Origin of the sequence: Stenotrophomonas sp. CCNWLW57 (assembly GCF_037203925.1) — a bacterium.
Lineage (GTDB): Bacteria > Pseudomonadota > Gammaproteobacteria > Xanthomonadales > Xanthomonadaceae > Stenotrophomonas > Stenotrophomonas rhizophila_A.
This window is the reverse complement of sequence record NZ_JBBCBJ010000005.1, coordinates 54,861-76,668: the sequence shown is the minus strand read 5'-3', so window position 1 is coordinate 76,668 and position 21,808 is coordinate 54,861. Positions and strand designations below refer to the sequence as shown.

Below are 21,808 nucleotides of genomic sequence, written 5' to 3'. Positions count from 1 at the left end.
AGATGGTCCGCCGCGCACCATGGCCTCCTCTTCCACGGGATGGCCCGCATGAACCGCTTGATTCGCTTTGCCACCGGCACTCTGCTCACCATTTCAGCCGCGACGTCCGGCACGGCGTCTAGTGCCCCCGCGTCGCCGCACTGGGTTGCGAGCTGGCAGGCCAGCCCGCAGCCGGTCTGGGGCGACGACTTCCTGTTTCCGACCGGTATCCCGCAGGTGCTGGACAACCACACCTTCCGCCAGACCGCGCGGATCAGCCTGGGCGGGCCACGGCTGCGCGTGCGCTTGAGCAATGCCTACGGCACCACGCCCCTGCGGATCGACGCAGCCAGCGTGGCCGGCAGCGCCGGGGCAGCGCCGGTAGCGCTGTCCTTTGACGGACACCCGGGCACGGACATCCCGCCCGGCCAGGACCGTCTGAGCGACCCGCTTGCCCTGCCCATTGCCGCCCAGCAGGCCGTGCAGGTCGACGTGTACGTTGCGGGTCCCACGCCACTGCAGACCTTCCACTGGGATGGCCGGCAGACCAGTGCGATCGCCCCGGGCGACCAGACTGGATGCGTTGCGCTGCGCGGCAGCACCCCCACCACCGCGCGGCTGTTCCTGACCGGGATCGAAGTGGAGGCGCCGGCGGCGGCGCGCACCGTGGTGGTGATCGGCGATTCGATCACCGACGGCGCCACCGCCAGTCTCGACCGCGACCAGCGCTGGACCGACCACCTGGCTGCCCGGCTGGCGCCGCAGGGCATGGCAGTGGTCAACGCCGGCATTTCCGGCGGGCGGCTGCTGCGTGACGGGATGGGCGACTCGGCACTGGCCCGGTTCCAGCGCGACGTGCTGGGCGTGCCCGGCGTGGCCAGCGTGGTGGTGCTGGTCGGCATCAATGACATCAGCTGGCCCGGTACCGCCTTCGCCCGCGAGCAGCCGCGACCGTCGCTGGCTGAACTCCAGGCCGGCTACCGCCAGCTGGTCGAACGCGCGCATGCCCAGGGCGTGCGGATCATCGGCGCCACCCTGACCCCGTTTGCCGGGGCGCTGCCGGGCACCCCGCTGGACGACTATTACGCCGTGGACAAGGACGCCCTGCGCCAGCAGCTCAATACTTGGCTGCGCGAGGAGGCCCTGTTCGATGCCGTGATCGACCTGGACGCCGCCCTGCGCGATCCGGTCGACCCGGCCCGGATGGCACCCGCGTTCGACTCCGGCGACCACCTGCACCCGGGCGATGCCGGCAACCGGGCGATGGCCGAGGCGGTGGACCTGGCGGTGTTCGGGCAATAAAAAACCCGGGCGCGGCCCGGGTTTTCAGATCGGAAGGCAACGGCGAAGCCGTTACTTCCTTTTCTTGCGCACGTAGAGCACCAGCGAGTGCTCTTCCAGCTCGTAGCCGTGGTCGGCGGCGATCTTGCGCTGAAGTTCTTCGATCTCGTGGCTTTCGAACTCGATGATCTTGCCCGAGTCCACGTCCACCATATGGTCGTGGTGGCCGCCCCGGTCCAGTTCGTAAACGGCCTGGCCGCCTTCGAAATTGTGCTTCAGCACCAGGCCGGCGGCCTCGAACTGGGTCAGCACGCGGTAAACCGTCGCCAGGCCGATCTCGTCACCGTGCTCCAGGAGCTGGCGGTAGATGTCTTCGGCCGTCATGTGGTGCTGGTGCTTCTGGGCGTCGCGCTGCTCAAGCAGGGCAAGGATCCGCATACGCGGATGGGTCACCTTCAGGCCAACTTTGCGCAGGTCGTGGGTTTCCATAAGTCTCCGTTCATTGGCGATTTAGCGCCAGCTGCCTCGGATTGGGTCGCGGCGACACGTTCGGAGTGTATCATCGACTGGATTTCCCAAAACGCCATTCCCCGATGCGCAATCTCCTGCTGGTCGCCGCCGTTGCCCTGTCCACCACGGGCTGCGGCATCATCTATAAGCAACCCATCTATCAGGGCAACCTGATCCGGGAGCAGGCCGTCGGTCAGCTGCAGGTGGGCCAGAGCAAGCAGCAGGTCAACGCGCTGCTCGGCACCCCCTCCATTGACGACCCCTTCCACGCCCAGCGCTGGGACTACACCGCCAGCCAGCGGCTCGACCGCCTCGGCCGCACCGAAGTGAAGAACTTCGTGGTGTTCTTCGAAGGCGACCAGGTCACCCGTTGGGAAGGCGACTACTTCCCCAACAACGATGCCCAGCTGGCCCGGGACCAGGTGCGCCAGTTCGGCCGCAACCTGGCCAAGGACAAGAAGAAGCAGCGCAGCCGCTGATCCGGCGCACCGCCCGGCACTTCACTGACCGGGCGGGTGGCGACGCGGCATCAGCGCGCGCGGGCCCGCTTGCGCCGGTTGTCCTTCGGATCGGCCAGCAGGGGCCGCAGCAATTCCACGCGGTCCCCGTCGTTGAGCACCTGGCTGGCCTTGGCCAGCAGCCCATGCACGGCCACGGCCGGGCAGGCCGCGCTGCCCTCGATGGCGGCGGCGGCAACGGCGTCGGCTACGGTGGCGCCTTCAGCCAGTTCCAACGGGCGCGACTCGGCCCGGTCGGGCCAGGCCAACACCACTTCCACCCGGATCACGGCTCAGTCCTGCTCGTCGGCGACGCGGACGAAGTCATTGACCATGCGGTCGGCCAGGCCCTGGAAGCCCAGTGCCAGCGCCGGCCCCAACAGGCGTGAGTTGGGTTCGAACTCGAGCGTGAGGGTGACCTTGCAGGCATCTTCGGCCAGCGCATGGAATTCCCAGCGGCCGTGCAGGCACTTGAACGGGCCATCGCGCAGCTGCATGTCGATGTGGTGCGGACGCTGGAGGGTGTTTTCGGTCATGAACCAGGTGGAAAACGACCCCAACCCCAGGTCCAGCCGCGCCACCAGCCGGTCCGGACCGGATTCCAGGATCTGCGACGCCGAGCACCACCGGAAGCGGTGCGGGTAGGCCTCGATATCATTGACCAGGTCGAACATGCGGGCAGCCGAATGTTCGACCAGGGCACTACGTTTGATGGTTGGCATGCGAAGGCTTGGCTGGCGAATCGACCGCGGGGGCCCGAATCGGAGACAATAGGTAAATGAGCAAGAACAGCGGCAAGGATAAAGCAAAGAACGCGACGGCCAACAAAACCATCGCGCTCAACAAGCGTGCCCGCCACGAATACACCCTCGAGGACCGTTTCGAGGCCGGCCTGGCCCTGCAGGGCTGGGAAGTGAAATCGATCCGCGCCGGGCGCGGCAACATCATCGACGCCTACGCCTACGTCAAAAGCGGCGAGATCTTCCTGATCGGCGCCCAGATCACCCCGTTGATCCAGGCCTCCACCCACGTGGTGGCCAACGACCGCCGCGAGCGCAAGCTGCTGCTCCACCGCAGCGAGATCGACAAGCTGGTCGGCAAGGTCGAACGTGACGGCTACACCATCGTCCCCACGGCGATGTACTGGAGCAAGAACAAGATCAAGCTGGAAGTGGCGCTGGCCAAGGGCAAGCAGACCCACGACAAGCGCGACGCCGAAAAGGACCGCGACTGGGCCCGCGAAAAGCAGCGCACCATGCGCCGCCACAACCGCGACGCCTGAGATTCACCCCATCCGTAGAGCCGGGCCCTGCCCGGCTGCCCTACCCGCCCCAACTGTCCGGAGCACCGCGTGACCCAGGAAATCCCCCAGGAGACCGCCCCGAGCGCGGACTCCATCGCCACGCTGCAGGCCGACGTCGCCGCCTACGAGACCATCTTCGGCGAACTGGCCCGCGCCATGGACCCGGCCGCCCTGCTCAAGGTGCTGACCTACACCCTGCGCAACGCCAAGCGCGTGGCCTCGGAGGCCCAAAGCTACGACTCGCTCGAGCACCGCCGCCTGGTCGCCCGGATCGAAGCCCTGATGGCCCGGGCCGAACCCGAAGCCCGCAAGCAGGCCATGACCCAGCGCAACGCGCAGAACCACGACCGCAAGGTCCGGGCCAAGCACCAGGCCGACAGCAAGCGCCAGCGCGAAGGCCGGTAGATCCGACAGGGCCGTGACGTTTTCAGGTGACTGTTCAGCTGAATCGGAGTAGGATCAGTCCCATCAAGTAACGTCTGGGTCGCCAGACGCCTTGCAGTTCTTGAAGAAACCGGGGGTGCATTGGTTTCGACGGGGGTTGTGAAGTCACTTGGTGCATGCCGAGGGGGCAGCTTTCCTCGTTAATCCAGCAGCAAACTTCTAGTTGCCAACGACGACAACTACGCTCCGGTCGCTCTCGCAGCCTAAAAGCTGTTTGAGTTACCTTCTGCCGACTTAGGCGGAGCCCCGAACCCACTTGTGTCCATGCTCGTCGGTGTAGGGTCATTATCATGGAATCGGTCGTGATGGCTGCCTGTCAGTCGCGACCTAACCTAAAGCAGGCTGATCCTGGGGTGCGTTTCGCACACCGTACTGCCACAGGACGACACCAAACGGTGAGCTAAGCATGTAGAACTGGGGATGGAGTGCCTTCGGACGGCGGTTCAATTCCGCCCACCTCCACCAATGCGGGGTCTGAGAAGACCCTGGAAAGCCGAGAGATCCTTTGGGACTCTCGGCTTTTTTATTGCCTTCAGGGCAGCGTGAACTTCCGCGCCATGCGGGTCGGCCACAGCGAGGTGAACTGCGCACCGCCCTCCAGCCGGTAGGCGGCCGACACGCTGTGCAGCACGCCCAGCCGTTCCAGCACATCCTTGGCGCGACGGAAGGCCGGGCGCGGGTCGGCCGTGAACATGAAGAGGTTGATCTCCTTGGCGCTGACGTCATAACCGTCCAGCTTGGCCGCGCTGCCTAGGGCGGTGCCCAGTTCGGCCTCGAGCGTGGCCAGGAACGCTTCGTCGTCCAGCGACTTTCTCCAGAACTTGATGATCAGCTGGTAATCCATGCGGCGGGCCCGGGGTTGGCAATGAGGACTGCCCAGAGTACCCCTGTTCCTGCACCCGGGTATTGCTGTTCGGGAACAGCGAACCTGCCCGGCGACCGGGGCAGTTGAATGCGATGTCCGCCGCGTCTGCCCAGGTTGGCACGTCACTACAACAATTCCGATCCCGACACCGCGGCCCGATGGCGCACGGGTGATGATGGCCTGCCGGGATCCCGCGCCCTGCAACGACTTCGAAGCAGCGCTTGAATGCTTTGGTCAGGTTCGATTGATGTAGTCGATTGCAGCAGCAGAGCCCGTGCGTAGGATCGGCGCCCTTCCGCGCCCCCTGCGCCTGCCGCGACGCCCTGCCTGTGCCCACGATGTCTCCCTCCCCCGTCCTCTCCACTCTTTCAGCTGCGGTGGCATGCGTGCCCGCCATCCCGTCGCCGCCAACGCGCATGCCCAGCCCGGGCCAGGTGCACAACCGCACGGTGATGGGATCAGTGATCACGCTGCCGCTGCGTGGAGTACCCCACACGCAGCTGCGCGCGCTCGCCGACCGCCTGGCTGCGGCACCGATCGACACCACGCTGTTGCAGGCGCTGATCGAGGGGGGGTTACCGGGCACGCCACTTGGGGATGGCATCGCCGACTGGCTTGCAGGGCGCTGCGTGCTGCCAGTGTGCGCGAAAGAAGAAACACTGGCATGGCGATGCGTGCTGCTGCATGCGCTTCGACTGTCAGCTGCCCACTGGGAGGTTGAATGCATCACCGAACGGCAGCGGCTGACGGCGGCCACCGCCGCTGCAGACCCGTTTCTGCAGCGACTGCGCGATGCGCTATACCGCCCGATGCACGTCACACCCGTACAGTGGCAGGCACTGCTGCTTGAACGTCGCCAGCAGGACGGGAAGGCAGACGCGCGCGCGGTGGCGCTGGATGTTCAGAAGGACCGTCTCGGCGGAAAGAATGACAACCTCCGCTGGGCCTGGGCCCTTGCCCAGCTTCAAGCGGTGGCACCGGAAGCATCGCCGCGAACGCTGCAGCGGGCACTACGGCATGTGCGCCAGCAGCGCGATGCCGGTCTGGTCGAGCCGCGCGCCGGCCTGCCCCAGGTGTTCGACACGCTGGATGCGTCCTCGATCAAGGCGATTTACGCGCGCCTGGCGGCGCTTCATGGGGGTGCAACCGATGAAGGCCACGCATCGTCCGCAGGTGTCACACCCCACGCGCTGGCCCTGGAGCTGCTGGCGGTATCCCATCAATCCAGCCTCGACTGCCAGGCACAGGTAATGCCGCTGGGCCGCTATGACGGCGTCGCCCGCGCGTTGGTCAGCCTGTTGAGCGTGCCGTTGCAGTTGCCGCAGATGCTGGGCACCGGCTTCGGCGTGGCGTATGCCGGTGCGGTGGGTGCGCGCCTGCTGGGTCACACCGCACGGGCAGCGGATGCGGTTGTCGATGCCGCGCGGACGCTGGACCTCGATGGCGCCTGGATGCTTCCGTTGCAGACCGTCGCCTGTACACCGGCAGCTGGCGCCGCCACGCCTGCATCGAACAGCGATGCGCTGCTCGGTCGGCAGCGCCCCGGCACCGCGCTCGCGCAACCGGGCCAGTGCTGGGAAGAACGGCGCACCGTGCCAGGCCTGTTGCGCGCGCAGGCGGCGGCGATGGGTGCGCTGCTGGCACGCCAAGCACAACCTGCTGCAACTTCACAGCGGACGCCAATGCAGGCGATGGTACCCACTGCAGAGGCGCGCGCTGTGCATCATCCCGCTGTGCTGCCACTGGCACTGTCCGGTGCACTCACCGACATGGGCGTGCCGGCGTTCGTCCCGACTGGCACGCCGTCGCTGCTCGGCAGCGCAGCCGCCCAAGCCATGGTGCCGATGCAAGGTGCGCTGCCATTGGCGGTACTGGTCCCGCTGATGGACCGCATTCCGCCGCGGGACTGGTGGAGGGCGCTGGACTGGCAGGTCCCGCGCACGCCGGCCGGGCTGCATGCCGCCGTGACCGATGCGTTCGCTGCTGCCGGGCTCGACCTGCAGCAGCGCACGCCGACGCCGGCGGCGTTGGCAGCCTTCTTCGATACCGCTCCCGCGCGCGCATGGTATGCCGCGCTGCAGGATTTCGCGCTGCTGCCCGAAGGCGCCAAGCGCACGCTTGCAGGCGGCGACAGTGCTGCCGCCCGCGCCTATGCCTTTACCCGCATGCTGGACGTGCTGACCCACGGCCCGCACGAGGACGCTGATGCTGCCGCGCTGCATCGGCTGGCCCGCATCGGCAGCGCTGCCGTCGGCCATCTGCAGGCGCAGGAGGATGTCCCGCTGGCTGCAGCGCACGCGTATTTCGATGCGCTGGCCTGGCAGACCGATACCGTCGCCGGACGCCTGGCGCTGCCGATGACCGCGCCTAAGCTGGACGCCCACCATCGTCGCATGCGCCAAGCGTACGGCATGCCGGTCCCGCATCCTGGGGACCCGGCACAGACCCGGCGCTGGCTGGTCGAGGCAGAGCCCGCGTTGCTGGATGCCGCCGGCTTCGAGGTGCTGGATGCCGCCGACGCGCTGCTGGCCGACCTGTTGGTCAGCCTGCGCGGCATGGTCGATCCGTTGCGGTTCGGCGAAGGCTGGGAGTGGCGCGGCAGTGCCCCCGCGGTTGCCGACTGGCGTGATCATCTGGAACGCCGCGCGGCGATGGCGGGCACGCACTGGGCGACCGAACTGGGCGCGCTGTTCCATCACATTGCCGCGTCGTTGGCGCGCTACGACGACCTGGAACCGGCGCTGCAGTCGGTCATCGATCCGCGCCGCAGCGATCTGCGCGTGCTGACCCGGGAGCTCATCGCACCGGTGGTGCAGCTGTATGCCGGACTGGACATGCCGATGGATCGTGCCGATCCCTGGTACCCGGTGGCGTACAGCACCTGCGCGGCGTTCTTTGCGTGGGTGGGCGACACCCGTTCGTCGCCGGCACTGGACCTGCTCGAACGCATGGATCTGGGCGGCAACCCAATGCCGCTGCGCCGGCTGCTGCCGCCGATCAGCATCGGCCGGCCGCTGCCTGGTGCGGTGATCCGCCATCTACTGGTCAGCGAGCGCTACCCGGCCACGGCAGCGGAGCAGGAGCGCGCCCTGCTGCGGCTCATGCGCGGCGATGAAAGCCGCGAGCTGATCGCCTCGACGCTGGGCATTGCCAGGGAAGCGGTCACGCCGGAGCTTGCACACGGCTTCTTCCGCACCCTGGCGGCGTTGCCGGTGGTGAAACGCTGGGCGGCTGGCGAACTGCATTCGAGCGCGGTTCGACCTGGCACCTGTCACCCGCCGAATGGCTGACGCTGCAACCGGCCAGTGCGCTGGCCGCGTTATGGCGCGCCCCGGACGGCTACGACAACCGGCGCGGCCTGGTGAACGTGGTGAACCGCGCCAGCGCCTCGCGCGTGCAGACGCGCCAGGCGCAGGGCGTGCCGGAATTGTGGACGCGGATCATGGAAGGACCCGCTGCGCTCGATGACTGGTGCGGCAGCGACGACGCGCGCCGCACGGTCTGGCGCCATCTGCTGCGCCCGCTGCCGGGCGGCACCGCGCCGTCGCGACTGGACCATGCCGCTCCGCTGACGGCCGCCACCTGTACCGCGCTGCTGTCGGCCTCGGCACAGGCCCAGCTCGCACTGCCTGCGGAACTGGGCGGATGGGGCGAGCGCACGGCTGCCGACGACGGCGCACCGGTATTGTCGTTGGCGATCGCGCTGCGTGCACGTTACCCGGCATTGACCACCGACGAGGCCATCGCCTTCAGTACCGTGCTGCTGCCGCCCGGTGCGCGTGGAGCAAGCGGGCCGGACGCACACCTGCAGTTCCCGCTGCTGGCGACGCGCCACGATCTTCCCGCACCCGTCGATGCCATCGAGCGGGCGCTGCCGGAGTACGCACTGCGCGAAACGCCAACGCGCGCACCGGCCAAGTCCGGCCTCGACCCGGCCCGCCTGCCCGAACTGGATACCCTGCTCGACCGTTTTGGGCTTTCGCTGCTGCACCCACGCAGTGAGCGCGACAGCGATGCGGCGCCATTGGCGGCCGTGGACGCGTGGGCGCTGATGAGCCGTACCCGCCAGTTCGCCGAGTTCTGCCGGCCGCTGCTGGCCGAGGCCGGCTGGTACGGCGGCAGCGTGGGAGAGACAGCGTCGCCGCGCGGCGCGCAGTCGATGCTGGCAAGGTTGATGCTGGAACGCTATGTGGGCCTTGATCGGATCGACGTCCTGCGTGATCGATTCGCCTCGCCCAGCGTGGTCGATGCGCGCTTTACCGAGCTCGCCCGGGAACTGCGCGATGCGGTGCTGCAGACCAACCCGGGCGCATCGCCGGCGGCACTGGAGATCGTGTACTGGCTGCTGGCCAGCGAGCTGGAGCAGCTCGCGCTGCTGGTCAGCGGCATTCCGGAGTGGCTGGGCTATGCAAGCTCGCCCCTGAGCGTGTCGCTGCTGCATGCCGCGACGTTCGTGAATGCCATGCAGCCCGGTGCCTGCGGTCGACTCGACTTCGACACGGTCACCGCCCTGCCCGCGCAGCTGGCGAAGCCCGCGGATGCCGCAGGCGAGCACGATGCACTGCATGTGGCGTGGGCACGCACGCTGGTGCCGGCGGCGGTGGCCTATGCGAGCGCGCATGGCGCCATTCCCTCCGCCACCCGGCTAGATGCGGTAAGCGGGCAGCAGATCAGCGACGCACTCGACTTCCTGCAGGCGCAGCAGGGCCAGCACGCGTTGCATGTGGAGCAGCTGGGAAGCCCCGCACCGCGACGCATGGACGTTGCGGCACAAACGCTGCGCGAAGCCGGCGTGCCGCCAGCGCTGTGGTCGCAGCGCCCGGCGGATATCGGCGAGGACTACCTGGCGCAGCATGGCATCGTGCCGTCGCACCTGGTGGCATTCGAATCGCATCTCTACGCGTTGGGCAAACCCTCGGCTGCGGGCGGTGATCCGCCCGACGATCCGCAGCAGCGGATCCTGGTCACCAACGATGATTCACTGCAGGCACTGCTGGTGGCGGATGCCTATCTGTCCACCTCCGGACCCACCACCGCAGACCGCTACGCTGCCGAATTCGATACCTACCAGCGGCGCGTGGAGTCCGGCCTGGCCGGCCTGATCACCACGGCACTGGAAGGCCTGCCGGCGGAGGACCGCCAGCTGCTGCAGGAGGCGACGTGCAGCACGCTGCGGGTCAGCTGCGATGGCCGCCAGGCCGACCAGGGCCTGCTGTTGCGCTGCGATCCGGCCGGTAGCGATGACGCACCGGTGTATTACGAAATCGTGCCGCAGGCCGGCATGGCACGCCGGGCATGGGCGGACCCGGTGCTCGGGCAGCTGATCGATTTTGAAGGACTGATCAGCGGCGCGGTGCGGCGCACCCGCGATGGCAACGGCCTCAACCCGCTGCCGGGTCTGTCGCTGGTGTCCTCCGGCGTGGCCATCCGCGGCAGCGATGCGCAGAAGCTGGCCGGCATCGCCAAACTGGCCGCCACGCATCTGTGGCAGCCGGTGCTGGACCGCGTCCGCAGCGAGGAGCTGGCCCACCTGACCGGGCTGGAACAACGGCGGAAGCGCGAGCTGCATGTACTGAACGAGCTGGCCGAATTCGCCGTGCCAGGGTACGGCTGCGCCGAGCAGCTGCAGGCCGGTGACCTGTCAATGGGCACGCTAGCCAAGTGTGCGATGGACGCACCCGTGCTGGAGGTGGGCAGGTTCGTCGCCTGCACCGTGCGCATCGCGGAAGCGGCCGGCGAGCGCACCATCCAGTCGATTGCCGCCGAGGCCGGCAGCGCGCTGGTGACGCTGGGCAAGGACGTCGCGCGCAAGGGCGGCCTGGGCACGATCGAAACAGTTGGCAAGGGCGCGCTGTGGGCAGGCAGCCACGCCTGGAACAGTGCGCTGGAGGGCGCAGGTTGGCTGCGCCGGGCGCTGCGCAGCGGCACCGCGCTGGACGGATCAGCGCTGGCCGTGGAGCGCGCTGTTTCGCAGGGCGCTGCGCCGGCAGGCGCGGTGCAGGCCCTGAAGACCCGAACGCCATCGCTGGCCGAGGCCCGGCTGGCCGACGGCAGCGTGGCGCTGGTTGTCGCGCAGCGCACGTCCTGGCACCGCTTCGACCTGATCACAGGTCACGCCTATGGGCCGCCACTGGAGGAATTCACCTTCGAAGACGAGCTGCCGTCCACGATTCCGGCACGCCGCACGGAACAGGGCCTGCAGGTATCGGTGGGCGATACGCCCGTGCAGTTCCTCGCACACGGGGATGACGAGTGGGACGTGCTGCTGCAAGGCCAACGCTACCGCCTCAACACCGATGGCGACGCACTGGAAGCCCTGCCTGCCAACGCGCGGCCCACCGGGCCCGGTCACTGGCAGCCGCTGCCGGCCAGCTGCCGCCCGCGGCGTTCGCTGGAGATGCTGCCGTGTGCGCGGCAGTCGCGACTGCGCTTCGTCCCGGATGCGGCCAGCGACCTGGACGTCGGCACCCTTCCACCGGAGCGCATGGACGCCCTTGCCGCTGCCACCCGCGAGTTCACCCTGGACCTTGGCCACGTCTCCCCCGACACCGGTGAAACGCTGCGCCTGATGGTGCACAAGGGCGACATCTGCGCGTGGACCCCGTCGGCGAAGGGCGCACCGCCGACGTTGCCCCCGCTGCCGGCGGCGCTGCGCGATGCGCTCGGCCTGCCCGCCAGCGTGAGCTATCCCGACACGCTGCGCGGCACGCTGGTGGATGCGCCGGACTTCGGCCTGGGTGCGTCGGTGCATGCGGCAGATCTGACGCGCCTGCGGCAGGCGCTGCCGGTGGTCGACCTCGGCGCACTGGTTCCCGGTATCGCGGATGCGCGCCGCCTGCGCGCGATCCGGGTGGAAACACCCTTCCTGCGCGGGTTGTGCATCGAGCCCGATGATGGGGTGTTCTACCAGGCCGCGCTGCCGGATACCCTCGAGGCCGGCGCCGAAGTGCAGTTCACCCGCCTGCAGAACGAGCGCGACGCGGCAGCCATCCATGCCTACCTGCGCACCTCAGAAGGCTACCGGATGAACCTGCTGCGCCCGTACCTGGAACAGGACCGGGAAAACATCGCGCGCCTGGCGTACAGCTTCGTCCGCCCCGGCCTGAGCGAGGACCAGCTGGCACAGTTCCCCACCTACGACGCGTACGTCGACTACTTCGCCGCGCGCGGGCGCCCGGATGTGCTCAAGCGCTACGCTGACAGTGTGCTGACCGGCGAGCGCGAACAGCTCGGCTTCGTCCAGATCGCGCGTCGCCGCATCCCTGACTGGAAGGCGATGGGCAGCGCCACGGAAGAAGAACGCGGCCAGGTTGCCGACGTCCTCAATGCGCTGCTGCCGGCGACCGGTGGCAAGGGCACCTGGCAGCCGGTGGACGCGGCCGCGCTGGCCCTGCCGGATACCGGCCGGTTGATCCAGGCACACCTGAAGGGCGCCAACCTGGCGTTTGCCGAGATCATCGACGATGACGGCAAGCGGACCATCGAGTACGCGCTCTCCGGTGGGAAGCGGGGCCGCAACGTTCAATTGCGGCAAGACGCATCGCTCGGTGACGGCACCCGCTTCGTCGATGCCCGCCAGGCGATGCAGGGCGTAGCACCCTTGAAGACGATCACCAGCCTGCCGGTGGTGCGCAACCTCGACGATCTCGAAGGGCGTCCGTTCAGCCGCAAGCTGGATTCCGAGGCGCTGATCGCCAGCGCCATGAAGGACCACCCGCGCGCGATCTCGTTCAAGCTGTGGACGCTGCAGGACACCTGCCGCTCATGCGGCGGGGTAGTGATGCAACAGCTCCGCAACCGGTTCCCGGACGCCGAACCCTTCTCGGTGCGCTACATGGTGGACTACGGAGCCCCCGCGCGCGTGCCCGAACCACCGCCGGCCGCTGCGGAGCGGCTGGAGCCCGACGCAGGGTTGGTCACCTATTTCGACCAGTGGCGGCAGGACGCTGGCATGAGATAGCGCCTTGGGCCATGCTGGTATCGGCGGCGCCGCGTCCTGCGGCGTCGCACCCTGCCCCGCGCCCGAGGCCTGCATGGATTTCCTCAAGCTGCTGCGTTCGCTCGAAGAGTTCCTGTACGAGCTCTGCACCTGGTTCCTGTTTTTCCCGCGCACGCTGTACCGGGTGATCGTCCACCCGCGGCGGATGGCCCAGTACGTGAACACCGAACTGACCCAGAAGCTGGAGCGCCAGTTCGACGATGCGATCAGCCCGCCGATGTTCCTGATGCTGGCGGTGCTGGTCGCGCACGGGGTGGAGCTGCTGATGCACCAGACCGTGGCCGGCACCAGCGAGCTGTCGCGCACGGTGATGGGCAACGAGGAAAGCCTGCTGCTGTACCGCTCCATCACCTTCGCGATCTGGCCGCTGATCGCCACCGTGCACCTCCTGCGCCGCAAGCGCGTGCCGATGACCCGCGAATCGCTGCGCCGCCCGTTCTTCATGCAGTGCTACCTGACCGCGCCGTTCGCGGTGGCACTGTCCACCAGCATGGTGTTCGTGCGCCTGCCTGGCGAGCTCTCCACCACGCTCGGGATCGCCACCGGCGTGATCTCGGCCGGCTGGTACCTGGTGGTCCAGGCCGGCTGGCTGAAGGTCGCCCTGCAGCGCTCCTGGCTGAACTCGGTACTGTCGGCGCTGTGGGTGTTCGCGCTGGGGACGGCGATCAACATGACGGTCGGGATCGTGCTGCTGGGCAGCTGAGCCGCTGCCCGCCGCTGCCGCCAACGTCCGCATAGTCGGGCCCGGTCATTCCATGGCACCCTCTGCAAACGATTTCACGGAATGGAGGGATTCCCATGCTGTCTGCTTTTCGTCGTCCGGCCCTGCTGGCCCTGATCGCGCTGGCGTTGCCGCTCGGCTCCGCCCTGGCCAAGGCGCCCGAGCCGCTGCGGGTGATGTCATTCAATGTCCGCACCCCGGTGGACACCGAGCCGAACAAGCGCTGGGAGGACCGTCGCGATGCGATGGTGGCGCTGCTGCGCGAGCAGCACCCGGTGGTGTTCGGCACCCAGGAGCTCAAGACCAACCAGGCCGACTACCTGGTGCAGCAGCTGCCCGGCTACCGGTGGTTCGGCGAGCCGCGTGGGCCCGGCGACAATGAGGAGCACATGGGCGTGTTCTACGACAGCGCCGCATTGAAGGTGGTCGAATCGGGCAATTTCTGGCTGTCCGATACACCGGAGGTGGCCGGCAGCATCACCTGGGGCAACCTGATGCCGCGCATGGTGACCTGGGCGCTGTTCGAACGTGCCGCCGACGGCAAGCGCTTCTACCTGTACAACACCCACCTGCCCTACCGCGATGAAGACGAGCCGCGCCGCGTACTGGGCGCCAAGCTGATCACCCAGCGCCTGGCCGCGCTGCCGAAGGACATTCCGGTGGTGGTCACCGGCGACTTCAACAGCGAACCGGGCAGCACCACGTATGCCGCGTTCACCGCCTCGCTGGGCGATGCACGCAAGCTGGCACGCAAGGTCGAAGGCCCGCGCCTGACCTTCCAGAACTTCAGCGATACGCCCACCGCCGAGATCGACTGGATCCTGGTCCGCGGCTTTGGTGTGAACCGATTCGCCACGCTGGACCAGAAACCGGGCGGCGTGGTGCCGTCGGACCACTACCCGGTCCTGGCAGAACTGGTGTTCCCGGCCGCGTCCACGCCTTGACCGGCAACGCGTGACGCTCAACGGAGCACAGGCGGTTCCCGGAAACCCAACGGCAGTCGATCGGGATGCGAAGCTACCCCCGGCGCAGGCCCTCGAGTGCTTTGCACAGGGCCTGATGCTGTTCGCGGGCCTGGCAGATCCGGGCGCTGATGGCCAGGAATACGCCGACGCCCACTACGCCGATGCCGAGCAGGCTGTCGGGCAAGCGCGCGAAGCCAAGGCTCACGGTGAGGGCGGCGACAACCAGCAACACAATCACGCCTGGGGACAGTCCAGAGGACGCCGATGCCTGTTCTTCCTTTCCCGCACGTGGCGGCTTCCAGCAATTCCGTTGCATTACACATATCCCCGGGCAGGGACTGTTTTTAGCACCGGGTCGCTCCTACCCGGCAGAGGCAAAGCCGTCAGCGCGGGGTTCTCCGGTACGCCATTGCGGCGAACCATTACAAAAGGTGCAGGGGGCGACTGTTGCCGCCCCCCGCGTTCCTTCACCGCATCGTGCCGGCCACCGCCGGCGGGGTTGCATCCTGCTGCTGGCCCCAACCGCCCAGCGCCTTGTACACACCGACCACGCTGACGTTCACCGTCGACTCGGCGGCCGCCAACGCGTCATCAGCCGCCAGCTGGGTGCGCTGTGCATCCAGCAGGGTCAGGAAATCTTCCGACCCTTCGCGGTAGCGGATCTGCGCCAGCTGTTCGGCACGCCGCGCGGCCTGCGCCTGCTCGGCGACGATGGCCAGGCGAGCCTGCTGCTTGGCATAACGGGTCAACGCGTTTTCGGTGTCTTCCAGCGCCAACAGCACCGCCTTCTCATACTCGGCCGCCGCGCCGTCAGCCTGGGCCTTGCTGGCTCGCAGCCGCGCCTTCACGGTACCGAAGTCGAACGCGGCCCAGCTGATCGACGGGGTCACCGACCACGCCTTGTTGTTGCCGTTGACCAGCCCGCTGGCATCGCCGGACAGGAAGCCGACAAACCCGCTCAGGCTGATCCGCGGGAACAGATCGGCGGTGGCCACGCCCACCCGCGCCGTGGCGGCGGCCAGGCGACGCTCGGCGACGCGCACGTCGGCACGCTGGCGCAGCAGGTCGGTGGTATCGCCGAGCGGCAATGCCTTGGCATACGGTGCGGCATCACGCGGTTCCAGCAGCGTGTCCAACGCGTCCGGGCGCTGCCCCAGCAGCACCGCCAAGCGATGCCGCGACTGCACTTCGGCCACTTCCAGCAGCGGAATGTCGGCCTCGATCGCCTTCAACCGCGCCCGGCTGCTCTGCACGTCCAGTTCGCTGCCCGCCCCCAGGTCCCACCGGGTTTCGGTGAGCTTCTGGGTGTCGCGCAGGTTCACCAGCGTGCGCTTCGCTACTTCGATGCGCTTCTGGGTGCCGCGCAGTTCGAAGTAGTTGCGCGCCACTTCGGCGGCCACCGTGACCTGGGCGTCGGCCAGGTTGTCCTGCTCGGCGCCCAGGTCCGCACGCGCCGCTTCGGCGGCACGGCGCTGGCGACCGAACAGATCCAGCTCCCAGCCGGCGTCAAAACCAAGCTGGTAGGTTTCGCTGAAGACACGCTCGCCACCGGCGGTCAGGTCCGGCTGCTTGCGGCGGTCGTAGCTGCCGCCGCTGGTCACGTGCGGCAGCTGGTCCAGGCGCTGCTCGACGAACACCGCACGGGCTTCACGCACGCGCGCCATCGCAATGCGCAGGTCCAGGTTGTCGCCCAGTGCGTCGTGCACCAGTTGTTCCAGCACCGGGTCATCGAACTGCGCCCACCAGCTGGCCACCGGCGAGGTGGTGCTGAACACCGGCGCGGCGGCGCCCTGCAGGACCACCGGCTGCGCCGGTGGTGCCTGGTAGTTGGGGCCGACGCTGACGCAGCCGGCCAGCAGCGCGCTGGCAACGGCGGCGGTCAACACACGGATCACCATGGCAGCACCTCGCCCAGGTAGGTGAAGCTGCCGTTGGGGCCGTCGGCGCCGATAAGCGCCATGCCCACGCTGGAGCGCGCGCCATCGGCGATCTCGATCTCGCCTTCGCCCCGGTTCATGTCGGTTTTCACGTAGCCCGGGTGCACGGTGTTGACCTTGGTGGTGCCCTCGCGCAACTCATAGGCCAGCTGCACGGTCCAGGCGTTCACCGCGCTCTTGGACGCGTTGTAGGCCGGCACCGCGAAACCGTAGATCGGCGAACCCGGCTGGCTGTGCAGGGTCAGCGAGCCCAGGATGCTGGACACGTTGACGATACGCCCGGCCGGCGATGCCTTGATCAGCGGCAGGAACGCCTGGGTGACCGCAATCACAGCGAACACGTTGGTGTCGAAGGTCTGCCGCCAGGTGTCCAGGGTCTGCGCCGACGGCGCCAGCGCGGGGTCGTCGAGCAGGATGCCGGCGTTGTTGACCAGGATGTCCAGCCGGCCATGGCGGTCGGTGACCTCCTGTACGGCGGCGGCGATGCTGGCGGCATCACCGACGTCCAGCTGGATCGCCTCCACCGGCAGGCCTTCGGCCTGCAGCTTCAGCGCTTCTGCCACGGCGGTGTCGCGCTTGCGGCCGGCCAGCAGCGTGTGCACGCCGGCCTGGGCCAGCTGGCGGACGGTTTCCAGGCCGATGCCACGGGTGGCACCGGTGACCAGGGCGATCTTGGAAGTAGCGGTATTCATGGGTGATTCCTCGTAGGGGTCGGGATCAGTGATGCAGGGTGGATTCGCCATGGGTGACCAGCTTGCCGCCGCCATTGCGGCTGACGAACTTGCGCAGCGCCACGTAGAACACCGGGGTCAGGAACAGGCCGAACAGGGTCACACCGAGCATGCCGGCGAACACGGTGATACCGGTCACCGAGCGCACCTCCGCACCGGCGCCGTGCGACACCACCAGCGGGATGGTGCCGGCGATGAACGCGATGGAGGTCATCACGATCGGACGCAGACGCAGGCGGCACGCTTCCAGCGCGGCTTCCACGATCCCCTTGCCGCCCATTTCCAGCTCGCGGGCGAATTCGACGATCAGGATCGCGTTCTTGCACGCCAGGCCCATCAGCACCACCAGGCCCACCTGCACGAACACGTTGTTGTCACCGCCGGTCAACCATACGCCGAACAGGGCCGACAGCAGCGTCATCGGCACGATCAGGATCACCGCCAGCGGCAGCGACCAGCTCTCGTACAGGGCGGCCAGCACCAGGAACGCCAGCAGGATCGCCACCGGGAACACGATGAAGGCGGCCTTGCCCTGGGTGGCCTGCTGGTAGCTCAGGTCGGTCCATTCGGTGGTCATGCCCACCGGCAGCACCTTGGCGGCGATTTCGGTCAGGTTGTTCATCGCTTCGGCCGACGACAGCAGGCGCGGGTCGGCTTCGCCGGCCAGGTCCGCGGCCGGGTAGCCGTTGAAGCGCAGCACCGGGTCGGGGCCGTAAGTTTCCTTGACGGTCACCATCGAACCGATCGGCACCATCTCGCCACGGTCGTTGCGGGTACGCAGCTTGCCGATGTCTTCCACGCTGTTGCGGAACTGGCCGTCGGCCTGGGCGATCACCTGCCAGGTACGACCGAACTCGTTGAAGTCGTTGACGTAGGACGAACCCAGGTAGGTCTGCAGGGTGTCGAACAGCTCGGTGAGCTGCACGCCCTGCGCCTTGGCCTTGACCCGGTCCACTTCGGCATCCAGCTGCGGCACGTTGGCCTGGTAGCTGGTGATCGGGAAGGCCATGCCCGGGGTCTGCGCCACCGCACCCTGCATCTGGCTCACCGCCGTCTGCAACGCACCGTAGCCCAGGTTGCCGCGGTCTTCGATGAACATCTGGTAGCCGTTGCCGTTGCCCAGGCCCAGGATCGGCGGCGGCATCATCGCGAAGGCGAAGCCTTCCTGCAGCCCGGCGATCTTCTGGTTGATCTCGGCGTTGATCTCGGCAGCGGTCCGACCATGGCGCTCGTTGAACGGCTTGAGCGGAATGAACGCCACGCCGGTGTTGGGCGTGTTGGTGAACTGCAGCGCGTTCAGGCCCGGGAACGAAATGGTGTGCGCCACGCCTTCGGTTTCCTGGGCGATCTTGGCCACCTTGCGCAGCATTTCATCGGTACGGGCAATGGACGAACCTTCCGGCAGTTTCACACCGGCGATCAGGTACAGCTTGTCCTGGGTCGGGATGAAGCCCGGCGGCACCACCTTGAAGATGAAACCGGTGGCGACCAGCAGCACCGCATACACCACGAACACCGCGCCACGACGACCGAGGATCTTCGACACGCCGCGCTCGTACTTTTCCGAGCTGGACTTGAAGAAGCGGTTGAACGGACGGAATACCCAGCCGAAAAGGCGGTCGATGATGCGGGTCGGCGCATCCTTGGGCGCGTCATGCGGCTTGAGCAGGCGCGCGGCCAGGGCCGGCGACAGGGTCAGCGAGTTGATCGCCGAGATCACCGTGGAGATGGCGATGGTGACCGCGAACTGCTTGTAGAACTGGCCGGTCACACCGGACAGGAACGCCATCGGCACGAACACCGCGCACAGCACCAGCGCGATCGCGACGATCGGCCCGGACACTTCCTTCATGGCCTGGTGCGCAGCGGCAAGCGGGGTCAGGCCCTCTTCGATGTTGCGTTCGACGTTTTCCACCACCACGATCGCGTCATCGACCACGATGCCGATCGCCAGCACCAGCCCGAACAGGCTCAGCGTGTTGATCGAGAAGCCCAGCACGTACAGCGCGGCAAACGTACCCACGATGGACACCGGCACGGCGATCAGCGGAATGATCGAGGCGCGCCAGGTCTGCAGGAACAGGATCACCACCAGCACCACCAGCGCGATGGCTTCCAGCAGCGTGGAGACCACCGCCTTGATCGAGTCGCGCACGAAGATGGTGGTGTCGTACACCGCTTCGTACTTGACGTCGTCCGGGAAGGTCTTCTGCATCTCGTCCATCGTGCCGATCACCGCATCGCGGATTTCCAGCGCGTTGGCACCCGGGGCCTGGAAGATACCGATGCCCACCGCGTTCTTGCCATCCAGCTGCGAACGCAGGGTGTAATCGCCGGCACCCAGTTCCACCCGGGCGACGTCGGACAACCGCACCACTTCGCCGTCGGTACCGGCCTTGAGCACGATGTCACCGAACTCCTGCTCGCTGCGCAGGCGGCCCTGGGCATTGATCAGGGTCAGGAACTGGCTGTTGGGCATCGGCTCGGCGCCGAGCTGGCCGGCCGAGACCTGCACGTTCTGCTCGCGCATGGCGCGCACCACGTCGCTGGCGGTCAGGCCGCGCGCAGCCACCTTGTCCGGGTCCAGCCAGGCACGCATGGCGTAGTCGCCGCCACCGAAGATCTGCGCGTCGCCCACGCCCTGGATGCGCGCCAGCGCGTCCTTGACGTGCAGGCGGGCGTAGTTGCGCAGGTACAGGGTGTCGTACTTGCCCTTCGGCGAGGTCAGGTGCACCACCATCAGGAAGGTGGGCGACTGCTTCTGAGTGGTCACACCCTGCCGCCGCACATCTTCCGGCAGGCGTGCCTGGGCCTGGGCCACGCGGTTCTGCACCTTCACCGCCGCATCGTCCGGGTCGGTGCCCGGGCGGAAGGTGACGGTCATCTGCAGCACGCCGTCCGAACCGGCCACCGACTTGAGGTACATCATGCCCTCAACGCCGTTGATCGCCTCTTCCAGCGGGGTGGCCACGGTTTCGGCGATCACCTTCGGGTTCGCCCCCGGGTACACGGTGCGCACCACCACCGACGGCGGCACCACTTCGGGGTACTCGCCGATCGGCAGCATGGGTATGGAGATCAGGCCGGCGGCGAAGATCACGATCGACAGCACCGCCGCGAAAATCGGCCTGTCGATGAAGAAACGGGAAAAGTCCATTAGGGGATTCCTGGGTTTTCACCAACGCCGACGTGCAGCACCCCTGCCGCTGTCGAAGACGACAGCGGGAGCAGTGCCCCACGGGGCGTTGAAAGACACGGTAGAGCCGACCGTTGGTCGGCTGCTCTTCAATTCAATGCAACAGGCGCAGCCGCCGCAGCCGCAGCCGGCTGCATCGCAACCGCCTTGGCCTGCACCGGCATCCCCGGCATGAACACCTTCTGCACGCCATCGATGATCACCCGGTCGCCGGCCGCCAGCCCCTGCTGCACGATGCGCAGGCCTTCGGCGGTGCGGCCCAGCTGGATGTCGCGGCGCTGCGCCTTGCCTTCCTTGTCGACCACGTACACGTACTTGCGGTCCTGGTCGGTGAGCACGGCCTTGTCGTCGATCAGCATGGCCTGGAACTCGCCACTGCCGAGCAGCTGTACGCGGGCGAACAGCCCCGGGGTGAAGGCGCGGTCGGCGTTGTCCAGCAGTGCACGCACGCGGATGGTGCCGGTGCTCCGGGTGACCTGGTTGTCCAGGAAGTCGACCTTGCCTGCATGCGGGAAGCCCTCTTCACCGGACAGGCCCACCTTCACCGGCAGCTCGCTGTCACGCTCGCTCGGGCGCTCGCCCTTGCGTGCCATCTGCGCGTACCGCAGGAAGGTACCCTCGTCGGCATCGAAGTACACGAACACGGTATCCAGCGAGACCAGCGTGGTCAGCACGCTCGCGCTGTCGCCCGCGGTGACCAGATTGCCGGCGGTGACCATCGCGCGGCCGGCGCGGCCGTTGATGGGGGCGCGCACCTTGGTGAATTCCAGGTTCAGTGCCGCCGCATCCAACGCGGCCTGCGCGGCCTGCACGTTGGCACCGGCCTGGTCGGCGGCGGCGCGGCGCTGCTCCCAGGATTCGGTGGAGATGGCCTGCTGGTCGGACAGTTTCTTGGCGCGCTCGGACTCGCTGCGGGCCAGGGTGGACTGGGTACGGGCGCGGGTGAGTTCGGCGCGGGCACGGTCGTACTCGGCCTGGTAGCTGCGCGCGTCGATGGTGAAGAGCACATCGCCCTTCTTCACTTCGTCGCCTTCGACGTAGTTGACCTTGTCGATGTAGCCGGACACGCGCGGGCGCAGTTCGACGCTCTGCACCGCCTCGACGCGGCCGCTGAAGTCGTCCCACTGGCTGACCGGCTTGACCAGCACCGGCGCGGCGCTGACCTGCGGCGGCGGCGGGCCGGCGGTTTCGGCCTGGCTGCCGCTGCACGCGGTCAGCACAGCGGCGGCCAGGATCGACACGCCGGCCATGGCCAGCCGTCGGGAGAAGCGATGCGGAGTGGAATTGGAGGAAGTCATGAAAGGCATCCGTACGTAGGGGTGGTCAAAGAAAAACAAAAATCACGTGGTACTGCTGGGGGCGGTAGCCTGGGACCTGAAC

At 67.7% G+C, this 21,808-nt stretch carries 17 protein-coding genes and 1 other RNA gene; 9 read left to right on the top strand and 9 right to left on the bottom strand.

The genetic code is table 11. The annotated features are described in order from the left end of the window. Positions 1-48: 48 nt before the first annotated feature. Positions 49-1,281, top strand: a complete 1,233-nt coding sequence (locus tag V9K91_RS13130) for an SGNH/GDSL hydrolase family protein (protein ID WP_336443359.1) — start codon at positions 49-51, stop codon at positions 1,279-1,281. Positions 1,282-1,332: 51 nt separating this feature from the next. Here the strand turns inward: V9K91_RS13130 and fur are convergent, their stop codons facing one another. Then, positions 1,333-1,749 carry a ferric iron uptake transcriptional regulator gene (gene fur / locus V9K91_RS13125; RefSeq protein ID WP_068851145.1) on the bottom strand — a complete coding sequence of 139 codons (417 nt, stop codon included), beginning with the start codon at positions 1,747-1,749 and terminating at the stop codon, positions 1,333-1,335. 104 nt (positions 1,750-1,853) lie between these two features. On the opposite strand from fur, the gene bamE reads away from it, so the two are divergent. Next, entirely contained in the window at positions 1,854-2,249 is a 396-nt protein-coding gene (bamE, locus tag V9K91_RS13120) for an outer membrane protein assembly factor BamE (RefSeq protein ID WP_068851142.1), read from the top strand. A 50-nt stretch (positions 2,250-2,299) separates the two neighbouring features. Here bamE and V9K91_RS13115 read toward each other — a convergent pair whose 3' ends face one another. Both V9K91_RS13115 and V9K91_RS13110 read right to left on the bottom strand, forming a co-directional pair. Continuing rightward, entirely contained in the window at positions 2,300-2,557 is a 258-nt protein-coding gene (locus tag V9K91_RS13115) for an RnfH family protein (RefSeq protein ID WP_336443358.1), read from the bottom strand. 3 nt (positions 2,558-2,560) lie between these two features. Continuing rightward, positions 2,561-2,989, bottom strand: a complete 429-nt coding sequence (locus V9K91_RS13110) for a type II toxin-antitoxin system RatA family toxin (RefSeq protein WP_336443357.1) — start codon at positions 2,987-2,989, stop codon at positions 2,561-2,563. Positions 2,990-3,045: 56 nt separating this feature from the next. On the opposite strand from V9K91_RS13110, the gene smpB reads away from it, so the two are divergent. The 3 genes from smpB (at position 3,046) to ssrA (ending at position 4,479) form a co-directional block, all read left to right on the top strand. Beyond that, positions 3,046-3,549 (top strand): SsrA-binding protein SmpB, encoded by a 504-nt coding sequence (gene smpB, locus V9K91_RS13105; protein WP_068851133.1) that lies wholly within the window; start codon positions 3,046-3,048, stop codon positions 3,547-3,549. Positions 3,550-3,618: 69 nt separating this feature from the next. Beyond that, complete coding sequence (locus V9K91_RS13100; protein WP_210132311.1) at positions 3,619-3,975, top strand: hypothetical protein; 357 nt, start codon at positions 3,619-3,621, stop codon at positions 3,973-3,975. Between the two features lie 111 nt (positions 3,976-4,086). Next, positions 4,087-4,479: a transfer-messenger RNA gene (ssrA, locus tag V9K91_RS13095) on the top strand. 67 nt (positions 4,480-4,546) lie between these two features. On the opposite strand, the gene V9K91_RS13090 is transcribed toward ssrA, so the two are convergent. Continuing rightward, positions 4,547-4,858 carry a hypothetical protein gene (locus V9K91_RS13090; protein ID WP_095364192.1) on the bottom strand — a complete coding sequence of 104 codons (312 nt, stop codon included), beginning with the start codon at positions 4,856-4,858 and terminating at the stop codon, positions 4,547-4,549. A gap of 407 nt (positions 4,859-5,265) precedes the next feature. Between V9K91_RS13090 and V9K91_RS13085 the strand changes: the two genes are divergently transcribed. The 4 genes from V9K91_RS13085 to V9K91_RS13070 all read left to right on the top strand — a co-directional run bounded on the left by V9K91_RS13085 (position 5,266) and on the right by V9K91_RS13070 (position 14,543). Continuing rightward, entirely contained in the window at positions 5,266-8,169 is a 2,904-nt protein-coding gene (locus V9K91_RS13085; protein WP_336443356.1) for a hypothetical protein, read from the top strand. A gap of 71 nt (positions 8,170-8,240) precedes the next feature. After that, positions 8,241-12,839 (top strand): deaminase domain-containing protein, encoded by a 4,599-nt coding sequence (locus tag V9K91_RS13080; RefSeq protein ID WP_336443355.1) that lies wholly within the window; start codon positions 8,241-8,243, stop codon positions 12,837-12,839. Positions 12,840-12,912: 73 nt separating this feature from the next. After that, complete coding sequence (locus V9K91_RS13075) at positions 12,913-13,581, top strand: hypothetical protein (RefSeq protein WP_336443354.1); 669 nt, start codon at positions 12,913-12,915, stop codon at positions 13,579-13,581. Between the two features lie 95 nt (positions 13,582-13,676). Then, positions 13,677-14,543 (top strand): endonuclease/exonuclease/phosphatase family protein, encoded by an 867-nt coding sequence (locus tag V9K91_RS13070; RefSeq protein ID WP_336443353.1) that lies wholly within the window; start codon positions 13,677-13,679, stop codon positions 14,541-14,543. A gap of 73 nt (positions 14,544-14,616) precedes the next feature. On the opposite strand, the gene V9K91_RS13065 is transcribed toward V9K91_RS13070, so the two are convergent. The 5 genes from V9K91_RS13065 to V9K91_RS13045 all read right to left on the bottom strand — a co-directional run bounded on the left by V9K91_RS13065 (position 14,617) and on the right by V9K91_RS13045 (position 21,726). Continuing rightward, complete coding sequence (locus tag V9K91_RS13065; RefSeq protein ID WP_306298147.1) at positions 14,617-14,802, bottom strand: hypothetical protein; 186 nt, start codon at positions 14,800-14,802, stop codon at positions 14,617-14,619. A 229-nt stretch (positions 14,803-15,031) separates the two neighbouring features. Next, positions 15,032-16,462 (bottom strand): efflux transporter outer membrane subunit, encoded by a 1,431-nt coding sequence (locus V9K91_RS13060; protein WP_068851111.1) that lies wholly within the window; start codon positions 16,460-16,462, stop codon positions 15,032-15,034. Then, a complete protein-coding gene (locus V9K91_RS13055) occupies positions 16,456-17,193 on the bottom strand; it encodes an SDR family oxidoreductase (protein ID WP_068851108.1) in 738 nt (245 codons plus the stop codon). Before V9K91_RS13055 ends, V9K91_RS13060 begins: the two co-directional genes overlap by 7 nt. Positions 17,194-17,218: 25 nt before the next feature. Beyond that, positions 17,219-20,389, bottom strand: coding sequence for a multidrug efflux RND transporter permease subunit (locus V9K91_RS13050; RefSeq protein ID WP_336443352.1), 3,171 nt, complete (start codon positions 20,387-20,389; stop codon positions 17,219-17,221). Between the two features lie 128 nt (positions 20,390-20,517). Next, positions 20,518-21,726 (bottom strand): efflux RND transporter periplasmic adaptor subunit, encoded by a 1,209-nt coding sequence (locus tag V9K91_RS13045; protein WP_336443351.1) that lies wholly within the window; start codon positions 21,724-21,726, stop codon positions 20,518-20,520. Between the last annotated feature and the right edge of the window lie 82 nt (positions 21,727-21,808).

Excerpts from the sequence above, each read along its gene's own strand:
- V9K91_RS13075 (WP_336443354.1), top strand. The coding sequence starts at position 12,913 with ATGGATTTCCTCAAGCTGCTGCGTTCGCTCGAAGAGTTCCTGTACGAG.
- fur (WP_068851145.1), bottom strand. The coding sequence starts at position 1,749 with ATGGAAACCCACGACCTGCGCAAAGTTGGCCTGAAGGTGACCCATCCG.
- V9K91_RS13090 (WP_095364192.1), bottom strand. The coding sequence starts at position 4,858 with ATGGATTACCAGCTGATCATCAAGTTCTGGAGAAAGTCGCTGGACGAC.
- V9K91_RS13050 (WP_336443352.1), bottom strand. The coding sequence starts at position 20,389 with ATGGACTTTTCCCGTTTCTTCATCGACAGGCCGATTTTCGCGGCGGTG.
- V9K91_RS13060 (WP_068851111.1), bottom strand. The coding sequence starts at position 16,462 with ATGGTGATCCGTGTGTTGACCGCCGCCGTTGCCAGCGCGCTGCTGGCC.
- V9K91_RS13045 (WP_336443351.1), bottom strand. The coding sequence starts at position 21,726 with ATGACTTCCTCCAATTCCACTCCGCATCGCTTCTCCCGACGGCTGGCC.
- V9K91_RS13055 (WP_068851108.1), bottom strand. The coding sequence starts at position 17,193 with ATGAATACCGCTACTTCCAAGATCGCCCTGGTCACCGGTGCCACCCGT.
- smpB (WP_068851133.1), top strand. The coding sequence starts at position 3,046 with ATGAGCAAGAACAGCGGCAAGGATAAAGCAAAGAACGCGACGGCCAAC.
- bamE (WP_068851142.1), top strand. The coding sequence starts at position 1,854 with ATGCGCAATCTCCTGCTGGTCGCCGCCGTTGCCCTGTCCACCACGGGC.
- V9K91_RS13130 (WP_336443359.1), top strand. The coding sequence starts at position 49 with ATGAACCGCTTGATTCGCTTTGCCACCGGCACTCTGCTCACCATTTCA.
- V9K91_RS13110 (WP_336443357.1), bottom strand. The coding sequence starts at position 2,989 with ATGCCAACCATCAAACGTAGTGCCCTGGTCGAACATTCGGCTGCCCGC.
- V9K91_RS13070 (WP_336443353.1), top strand. The coding sequence starts at position 13,677 with ATGCTGTCTGCTTTTCGTCGTCCGGCCCTGCTGGCCCTGATCGCGCTG.